The organism is Sphingomonas sp., assembly GCF_035555815.1.
Classification (GTDB): domain Bacteria; phylum Pseudomonadota; class Alphaproteobacteria; order Sphingomonadales; family Sphingomonadaceae; genus Sphingomonas.
Map to the genome: position 1 here is coordinate 1 of NZ_DATMGG010000026.1, position 9,264 is coordinate 9,264.

General features: G+C 69.1%; 7 protein-coding genes. 4 read left to right on the plus strand and 3 right to left on the minus strand.

Annotation, left to right across the window (positions count from 1 at the left end; all coding sequences use genetic code 11):
• Positions 1–25 precede the first annotated feature (25 nt).
• The gene (gene shc, locus VNR91_RS01515) at positions 26–1,945 is read left to right on the plus strand and encodes a squalene--hopene cyclase (protein ID WP_325489033.1); all 1,920 of its coding nucleotides are present in this window, start codon (positions 26–28) and stop codon (positions 1,943–1,945) included.
• Positions 1,942–2,604, plus strand: a complete 663-nt coding sequence (locus VNR91_RS01520) for a phosphorylase (RefSeq protein WP_325489028.1) — start codon at positions 1,942–1,944, stop codon at positions 2,602–2,604. Before shc ends, VNR91_RS01520 begins: the two co-directional genes overlap by 4 nt.
• Positions 2,605–2,869: 265 nt before the next feature.
• On the opposite strand, the gene hpnH is transcribed toward VNR91_RS01520, so the two are convergent.
• Positions 2,870–4,015 carry an adenosyl-hopene transferase HpnH gene (gene hpnH, locus VNR91_RS01525; protein WP_325489029.1) on the minus strand — a complete coding sequence of 382 codons (1,146 nt, stop codon included), beginning with the start codon at positions 4,013–4,015 and terminating at the stop codon, positions 2,870–2,872.
• Positions 4,016–4,025: 10 nt separating this feature from the next.
• Complete coding sequence (gene ispH / locus VNR91_RS01530) at positions 4,026–5,018, minus strand: 4-hydroxy-3-methylbut-2-enyl diphosphate reductase (protein ID WP_325489030.1); 993 nt, start codon at positions 5,016–5,018, stop codon at positions 4,026–4,028.
• A 135-nt stretch (positions 5,019–5,153) separates the two neighbouring features.
• Here ispH and VNR91_RS01535 point away from each other — a divergent pair, with 135 nt between their 5' ends.
• Positions 5,154–5,750: an ABC transporter substrate-binding protein gene (locus VNR91_RS01535; RefSeq protein ID WP_325489031.1), complete on the plus strand. Its 597-nt coding sequence runs from the start codon at positions 5,154–5,156 to the stop codon at positions 5,748–5,750.
• A complete protein-coding gene (locus tag VNR91_RS01540) occupies positions 5,747–6,688 on the plus strand; it encodes a VacJ family lipoprotein (protein WP_325489032.1) in 942 nt (313 codons plus the stop codon). The genes VNR91_RS01535 and VNR91_RS01540 overlap by 4 nt, the downstream gene beginning before the upstream one ends.
• Here VNR91_RS01540 and VNR91_RS01545 read toward each other — a convergent pair.
• Positions 6,675–9,248, minus strand: coding sequence for an MMPL family transporter (locus VNR91_RS01545; RefSeq protein WP_325489034.1), 2,574 nt, complete (start codon positions 9,246–9,248; stop codon positions 6,675–6,677). The genes VNR91_RS01540 and VNR91_RS01545 overlap by 14 nt on opposite strands.
• Positions 9,249–9,264: the final 16 nt, after the last annotated feature.

Here is a 9,264-nt window from a genome sequence, read left to right on the forward strand (position 1 = left end):
AACGCACGCCCCCGCCCCGCTTGCGCTGGCCGATGTCGAACGGGCGGTCGATCGGGCCACAGCGGCGCTGTCGGCAGCGCAGCGCGGCGACGGCCATTGGGTGTTCGAGCTGGAGGCAGACGCGACCATCCCCGCCGAATATGTGCTGCTGCGCCACTATCTGGGCGAGCCGGTCGACGCGGTGCTGGAGGCGAAGATCGCGCGCTATCTGCGTCGTATCCAGTCTGCGGACCATGACGGCTGGGGGCTGTTCCACGGCGGCGGGTTCGACGTCAGCGCGACGGTGAAGGCCTATTACGCGCTCAAGATGATCGGCGACGCGCCCGATGCGCCGCATATGGCTCGCGCCCGCGCCGCGATCCTGGCGGCGGGCGGCGCGGCGGCGAGCAACGTGTTCACCCGCATCCAGCTCGCGCTGTTCGGCGCCGGCCCGTGGCGCGCGGTGCCGACGATGCCGCCCGAGCTGATCCTGACCCCGCGCTGGTTCCCCATTCATCTGTCGAAGATGTCCTATTGGGCGCGCACGGTGGTGGTCCCGCTGCTGGTGCTCGCCGCGCTCAAGCCGGTCGCGCGCAATGCGAAGGGCATCAAGGTCGACGAACTCTATACCGGGGTGAAGGTCCGCCCGGGCAGCAAGGCGGCGGATACCAAATGGCTGTGGACCGTCGGCTTCAACGCCCTCGATCGCGTGCTGAAGGCCGGCGACGGACTGTGGCCCCGCCGCCTGCGCCGGCGCGCGATCGACGCGTGCGTCGCCTTCGTCACCGAGCGGCTCAACGGCGAGGACGGGCTGGGCGCGATCTATCCGGCGATGGCCAACAGCGTGATGATGTTCGACGCGCTCGGCTATGCCGAGGATCATCCGGCAAGGGCGATCGCGCGAACCTCGGTCGAGAGGCTGCTGGTGGTGCGCGAGGACGAGGCCTATTGCCAGCCGTGCGTCTCCCCGGTGTGGGACACCGCGCTGGCGGCGCACGCGATGATGGAGGCCGGCGGCGACGCGAACGAGGCGCGCGCCACCGCCGCGCTCGATTGGCTGGTGCCGCGCCAGGTGCTCGACGTGAAGGGCGACTGGGCCGAGGAAAAACCCGACGTGCGGCCGGGCGGCTGGGCCTTCCAGTACAACAACGATCACTACCCCGACCTGGACGACACCGCCGTGGTGGTGATGGCGCTCGACCGGGCGCGCGGCCGGGCCGGGCCGGGCCATGACGAACCGATCGCGCGCGGCGTCGAATGGACGGCGGGCCTGCAAAGCCGCGATGGCGGTTGGGGCGCGTTCGACGCCGACAACAGCTATCACTATCTCAACAACCTGCCGTTCGCCGATCATGGCGCGCTGCTCGACCCGCCGACCGCCGACGTCAGCGCGCGGGTGGTGTCGATGCTGGCACAGCTCGGCGAGCCGGCGGACAGTCCGCGCATGGCCGCCGCGCTCGCCTATCTCGAGCGCGAGCAGGAGGCGGACGGAAGCTGGTTCGGCCGCTGGGGGATCAACTATGTCTACGGCACCTGGTCGGCGCTGTGCGCGCTCAACGCCGCCGGCCTGCCGCCCGATCATCCGATGGTAGCGCGGGCGGCGAACTGGCTGACGAGCATCCAGAACCCCGACGGCGGCTGGGGTGAGGATTGCGAGAGCTACGCGCTCGACTATGCCGGCTATACCCCCGCCCCCTCGACCGCGTCACAAACCGCCTGGGCGCTGCTCGGGCTGATGGCGGCCGGCGCGGTCGACAGCGACGCGGTGGCGCGCGGTATCGCCTGGCTGGCGGCCCATCAGGACGCCGACGGGCTGTGGGGGCAGGAGCAGTATACTGGCGGCGGTTTCCCGCGCGTGTTCTATCTGCGCTACCACGGCTATCCGAAATATTTCCCGCTGTGGGCGATGGCGCGCTATCGCAACCTGAAGCGTTCCAACGCCGCGCACGTCGCGTTCGGCATGTGACGCTGATCGTCGCCTGTGGCCTCCGGCGCGAGGCCGCGATCATCGGCGGGGCCGGGCGCGATATCGTCGTCATCGCGGGCGGCGGCGACGCCGCACTGTTGGAGCGCGCGCTGGACGACGCGGCGGCACGATCCCCTGGCGTCATGCTGTCGGCCGGGCTGGCGGGGGCACTGGATTCGGGGCTGCGGCCGGGCGATCTGGTGATCGACGGCGAAGTGGTGGAGACGCTGCGCGGCGTGTTGCCCACCGCTGTCATCGGCGCGGTGGCCGGCAGTGATGCGATCGTCGCCACGGCAGAGGCGAAGCGGGTGCTGGCCGCGCGGACCGGGGCGATCGCGGTCGACATGGAAAGCCACATAACCGCTCGTGTCGCACGGGAACGTGGCCTGCCTTTCGGCGTGGTGCGAGCGATCTCCGACGCCGCCGACGAAGACCTGCCGCCCGCCGCACTGGTCGGGATGCGGCCCGACGGAGGGGTCGCGCTGGGCGCGGTGCTACTGTCGCTGGCGCGGCAGCCGAACCAGTTGCCGGCACTGCTGCGGACGGGGCGTCATGCCGGACTGGCGTTCAGGAACCTTGGCCGCGCGTTCGACGCGATCGCGGCGGCGGGGTTCGACCGGACGCAACTCATAACTTGCCCACCGGCTAGAGTGAGATGACTTTACGTCAGATCGTCATTGCGAGCGGCGACGCGGCGCGGCAATCCATCGCCACTCGCGCCGCGGTGGATTGCTTCTCCCGGCTTTCGCCGGGCTCGCAATGACGATGTGGGTCAACCCCAGGTCATCCGACCCTATGCAATTGACGCCCCTACACCGTTCGTTCTGAGCTTGTCGAAGCACCGCCCTTCCTTCCGAGCGAAGAAGAACGGCCCTTCGTCATGCTCAGGGCGAACGGGGTTTGGTATTCAGTCCCGATCGGAACTCACGCCGCGCGCTGCACCCGCTTGAACCCTTCCGGGTCGGCGGCCTTGATCCGGGCCAGTTCGCGCTCGACGTGGCTGGAATAGACGTCCTCGGCCGGGCGCTGGTGTTCCAGGCTGAGGTCGGGCTGCATCGGGCCATCGGTGCGAACGCCCTTGCGGCCGATCTTCATCAGCTTGAGCGGATGGCGGATCGAATCGGTCGCCGCGGTGCCCTCGAACCCGCAATGGACCATGCAGTCGGCGCATTTCTCATACTTGCCGACGCCATATTGATCCCACTCGGTCCCCTCCATCAGCTCGGCGAAGGTTTCGACATAGCCCTCGCCCAGCAGGTAGCAGGGCTTTTGCCAGCCGAACACGGTGCGCAGCGGCATCGACCACGGCGTGCACTCATAGGTCTGGTTGCCGGCGAGGAAATCGAGGAACAGCGGCGAGTTGGTGAAGGTCCACGCCTTGCCGCCGTCGCCCCGCGCGAACACGTCGCGGAAGAACTGCTTGGTCTTGGTACGGTTGAGGAAATGCTCCTGGTCGGCCGCGCGCTCATAGGCGTAGCCGGGCGAAATGGTGATCTCGACGCCCAGCCGCTCCATCTCGTCGAAATAGGCCGCCAGCCGCGCCGGATCGGCGCCGTCGAACACCGTGCAATTGACCTGGACGCGGAACCCCTTCGCCCTGGCGAGCTGGATCGCCTCGATCGCGACGTCATAGGTGCCGTCCTGATCGACCGCATGGTCGTGCATCTGCTTGTCCCCGTCGAGGTGGATCGACCAGGTGAAGAACGGCGACGGGGCGTAATCGTCGATTTTCTTCTTCAAAAGCAGCGCGTTGGTGCACAGGATCACGAACTTCTTCTTCGCGATATAGCCCTTCACGATCTGCGGCATATCGCGGTGGAGCAGCGGCTCGCCCCCCGCGATCGACACGGCGGGGGCGCCGCATTCGTCGATCGCGTCCATGCACTGGTCATAGGACAGGCGCTGGTTGAGGATCGCGTCGGGATAGTCGATCTTGCCGCAGCCGGGGCACGCCAGATTGCAGCGCAGCAGCGGTTCGAGCATCAGGACGAGCGGATAGCGGCCGCCCTTGATGTGTTGGCGGACGGTGTAGGCGCCGATGCGCACGAGCGGGCTGAGTGGGAGTCCCATAACTGTCGTCCTATCCGGCGGCGCGAGCCGCGTCGTTCATGCGCTTGAGTTCGGGGGGCAGGCTGAACTCGATATTCTCTTCGACCCCGTCGAGCTGCGATACCTCGACCGAGCGCCACCGCGCCAGCGCGGCGATGACGCTCTCTACCAATTCGTCGGGCGCGGAGGCGCCGGCAGTAACCCCGACCACGTCCACGCCCTCCAGCCACGCCGGATCGACCCCGTCGCCGTCGTCGACCAGATAGCTCGACAGCCCCATCTCGTCACCGATCTCGCGCAGCCGGCTCGAATTGGAGCTGTTCGCCGCGCCGACCACGATCAGCATGTCGCTGACCCGCGCCAGATCGCGCACCGCGCTCTGGCGATTCTGGGTCGCATAGCAAATTTCCGATACGTCGGGGCCAACCACGTCGCTGAACGCTTCCTCCAGCGCGGCGATGACGGTGCGGGTATCGTCGACGCTGAGCGTCGTCTGGGTGACATAGGCGATCGGGGTGTCGCGCGGAATCGCCAGCGCCGCGACGTCGGCCACGGTGGAGACCAGATGCATCGGCGCATCGACCTGCCCCATCGTGCCGATCACCTCGGCATGGCCCGCGTGACCGATCAGCACCAGAGTCCGGCCCGATTTGGCATAGCGGCGGCCTTGCACATGGACCTTCGTCACCAGCGGGCAGGTGGCGTCCAGCACCGGCAGGTCGCGCGCCCGCGCCTGTTCCTGCACCGATCGCGCGACACCGTGGGCGCTGAACACGGTCGGCTGGCCGGCGGGCACTTCGGACAGGTCGTCGACGAACACCGCGCCCTTGCGCCGCAGCTTGTCGACGACGTGGCGGTTGTGGACGATTTCGTGGCGGACATAGACCGGCGCCTGGTAGAGATCGAGCGCGCGTTCGACGATGTCGATGGCGCGCACCACCCCGGCACAGAAGCCGCGTGGCCTGGCGAGAATGACCTTGAGCGGTCGCGCGCCGGCTTCGATACGAACTTGCGGACTAGTCACATTCCCCTCAATCTGGGATGAAGGTCACTCGAATACAAGCCGATTGCGGCGACAAGATGGGGCCGGTTGCAATGCAGCATTCAGCCTGGCCGTGCTAGGCGCCGGGCCCCAGGACACCATCGGGACAGGACCATCATGCGATCGATCTTCTCCGGCGCCGCCCTTCTTGCAATCGCCGCTGCCCCCGCGCCGGCGCTGGCCCAAGCGAGCGATCCGGTCGCCGCCATCCAGTCGCTCGACGACGCGCTGATCGCGCTGATGAAAAGCGGCAAGCCGACCGCCGCGCGCGGCGCCGCGATCCAGCCGGCGATCGATCGCGCCTATGATCTGCCGCTGATGACCCGACTGGCGGTCGGCACGCCGTGGACGACGATCGCCCCCGCCGACCAGACCGCGCTGGTCGCGGCATTCCGGCGGATGACCGTCGCGCAATATGCGGAGAATTTCTCGGGCTTCTCCGGCCAGTCGTTCACCATCGACCCCAAGGTCGAGGCACGCGGCGCCGACCGGCTGGTGCGCACCACGCTCAACAACCCCAAGGGGTCGCCGGTCGCGATCGCCTATCGCCTGCGCCAGAGCGGCGGGAGCTGGAAGATCATCGACGTGTTCTATCGCAACGCGATCAGCCAGCTGGCGACGCGCCGATCCGATTTCGCGACCGTGCTCCAGACCGGCGGGGCCAAGGCGCTGATCGCCCACCTCAACGCGCTGGCGGCAAAGGCGGGCGGTTGAATCCGGGGCTGATCCCCGCGCTGACGTTGCTCGCCGCGCAGGCGCAGGCGCAGGCCGCGCGCCCCGTCGATACTCTAGTACAGGAGCAGGCGTGGACCCCGCCGCCGCCGGTACGCCGGACACTGCCCGCATCGGTCGCCGCTCCGCGCCACGCACCGGGCGATCCGCTGGAGCATTTCAACCGGCGCATGTTCACGCTCCACCAGCGCGCCGACAAGGCGGCGTTCCGGCCGGTGGCGATGGGCTACAAGCATGTCGTGCCGAAACCCGCGCGGTCGGGCCTACGCAACGTGTTCAGCAACCTGCGCGAGCCGGTGGTGTTCCTCAGCTATCTGCTCCAGCTCAAGCCGGGCAAGGCGGCGGAGACGCTCGGCCGCTTCGTCATCAACACCGGGCTGGGGCTGGGCGGGCTGATCGACGTGGCCAAGGAACCGCGCGTCAACCTGCCGCATCGCGCCAACGGGCTGGGCAACACGCTGGCGTTCTATGGGGTCAAGCCGGGGCCGTATCTGTTCCTGCCGTTCGTCGGGCCCACCACGCTGCGCGACCTGGTCGGCGGCCAGGGTGATGGCATGGTGCTGCCGCTGGCGGTGGGCAAGCCGTTCGACCGGCTGGAGTACCAGATCCCGCGCGGCGTGGTGGTCGGGCTCGACGCGCGCGCGGAGGCCGACGATGACCTGAAGGCGCTGTTCTCCGGCGCGGTCGATCCCTATGCGACGCTACGCTCGGTCTACCTCCAGAACCGGGCGGGCGAGATCGCGCAGTTGAAGGGCGCGCACGCCGACACCGGGCCGGACGATATGCTGGACGATCCGGCCGGGCCAACCACACCCAATGCCGCGGAACTCGACGACCCGCTGGTCGATCCCGCGGCGACCGCGCCCGAAGCGAACGACTCGCTACCCGATCCGACCACGGCCGTCCCTAAGCCGGACTGACCTTTCGGCGCGGCGGCCCCAGCAGCGCCGGTTCGAAGATCAGCGCGCAGATCAGCGTCCACGCAAGGCTGATCATCAGGATCTTGCCCATGCTGGCGGTGCCCGGATGATGCGACAGCCACAGCGCGCCGAACGCGGTGCCGGTCGCCAGCGCGCTGAACAGCACCGCGCGCGCCAGGCTCGACTGGAGCAGACCGGTCGCGCCGCCGCGCCATGCCATCACGAAATAGATGTGGAACGCCACGCCCACGCCGAACAGCAGCGGAAAGGCGATGATGTTGGCGAAGTTGATCGGCTGGCCGATCACCACGCACGTGCCCAGTGTCAGGAAGATCGACAGCACCACCGGCGCCAGCGTGAAGGCGACCTCTCGCACATCGCGCAGCACCGCGAACAGCAGCAGGCTGACCAGCACCAGCGCGATCACGCCGGCCTGGACGAACGCCCCGGCGATGGTGAACGCCGCCGCCTGCGTCGCGACCGGCAGGCCCGACGCGGTCGGGGCGACGGCGGTGACAGCCTTGCGGAACCGCTCCATCACCTTGTTCTGGTTGGCGTCGCCCGACGGGAAAACGCTGACCCGGTAGCGGCCGTCCGGCGTCACCCAGTCGCGGACCAGATCGGCGGGCAGCCCGGCACGGTCGACCGGCTCGGCCTGGAGCATCGCGCGGACCTGATCGAGCATCACCGTCAGCGGCGCGGACAGCATCGTGTCGACCGCGGCGCGCTGCCCCGGCGTGCCGTCCGCCAGCCGCTGGAGGCTATGCCCCAGCGCGGCGGCGCTGCCGCCCGACCGTTCGAGCCGCGCGGCGAGCGGGCGGAACGCCGCGACCAGATCGCCATCGGTCGGCGGCGGGGCGACGTCGAACGGATTGAGCGTCAGATCGAGCAACAGCGACGCATCGCCGATCGCGGCGAGCTTTTCGGGCTGGTCGGCGGGAACGAAGCTGTCGACGGTGATGACCTGCGCCACCTCGGGTAGGCGCTTCAGCCGGGCTTCAAGCTGCATGGCGGAGGCGTGATCGGGGGCGAGCACGTCGATTGTGTTCGGCGTGCGCGTCGGATCGCGGGTCAGGTCGGCCAGCGTCTGCATCGCCTGTCCATCGCGGGCGCGCAGGTGGAGCGGATTGAAGTCGAACTGCACCCACGGCAGCAGTGCGACGCTGGCGACCATCGACACGCCGAACGCCCACAACACCAGCTTGCGCCGGCGATCGAGGAACGCATCGACCGGCGCCAGCGCGGCGAAGCCGACCTCCCGGCGCGGCGCGCGTGGCCGCAGCAGCAGCACAGCCGCGGGCAGCAAGGTGACGCTGAACGCCAGCGCGATCACCATGCCCAGCCCGGCGATCACCCCCAACTCGGCGATGCCGACATAGGCGGTAGGCAGGAACGCGCCGAAGCCGAGAAACACCGCCCCCGCCGCCAGCAGCAACGGCGCCCCCAGCGCCCCGGCCGCGCCGCGCATCGCGTCGGCCGGCGATCGGCCATCGGCGCGCTCGGCGTTGAACCGCACGCAGATCTGGATGCCGAAATCGACCCCCAGCCCGACGAACAGCGGGATGAACGCGACCGAGATCAGGTTCAATCGCCCGACCGCGAGCAGCCCGACCGCCGTGGTGACCACGAGCCCGATGATGATCGTCCCCATGATCGCCGCGACCAGCCGGACCGACCGCGTCGCGAACCAGAGCGTCACCAGCATCGCCAGCACCATCACCATCGCGACGACGCCGATATTCTCCTCCAGCGTCGCGAATTCCTCGTCCGACAGCGGCACTTCGCCGGTCAGCCGCACCCGGACACCGTGCGCGGCGTCGAGCTGGAGCGCCTGTGCGGCGGCGGCCACCGCCGCGCTCGCCTTGGCGCCCGGCTTGATCGAGCCATAATCCATCACCGGCCGCGCCAGGATCAGCCGCCGGGTCGGAGCGCTCAGCCCTTCGCCATCGCCGGCGAACAATTGCTGCCAGGAGAAAAAGGCGGGCTGGCCGGCCAGCGAGGCGTCGATCGCGGTGCTCAGCGCGCGCATTGGCCGGTCGATCTGCGCCAGCGTCGCCGATCCGCGATCGACCCCGTCGAGCATCGTCGACAGCGCCCCGGCCACCCCGCGCGGGCTGGGATCGGCGGCAAGCGGGCCGAGCAGCGGCTGCGCCTCGATCAGCGTTGCGGTCGCCTGTCGCACATCGGCCGGCGAACGGAACAACAGCCCCTCGCGCGCAAAGAAATCGCCGCCGTCGGGCCGCCGCACCAGCTGAAAATGCGCGCGATCCTCGCCCAGCCGCGCCGCCAGACGCGCCGCCCCCGATTCGGCGAGTTCGGGCGTCTGTCCGTCGACCACGACCAGCATCGCGTCGCGCAATTGCGGGAACGCGTCCTTCATCGCGCTTTCCTGCCGTCGCCAATCGACGTCGGGGGAGATCAGCGCGGCGGTGTCGGTGGTCATGCTGAACCGCTGCGCCGCGACCGCGAACGCCAGCCCGGCCAGCACCAGGCAGAGCAGCACCGTCAGCCATGGCCGGCGGATGCTGAGCGAAACGAGCCGAGGAACCGATGTCGCGATAGCGGTGGAGAGAGTC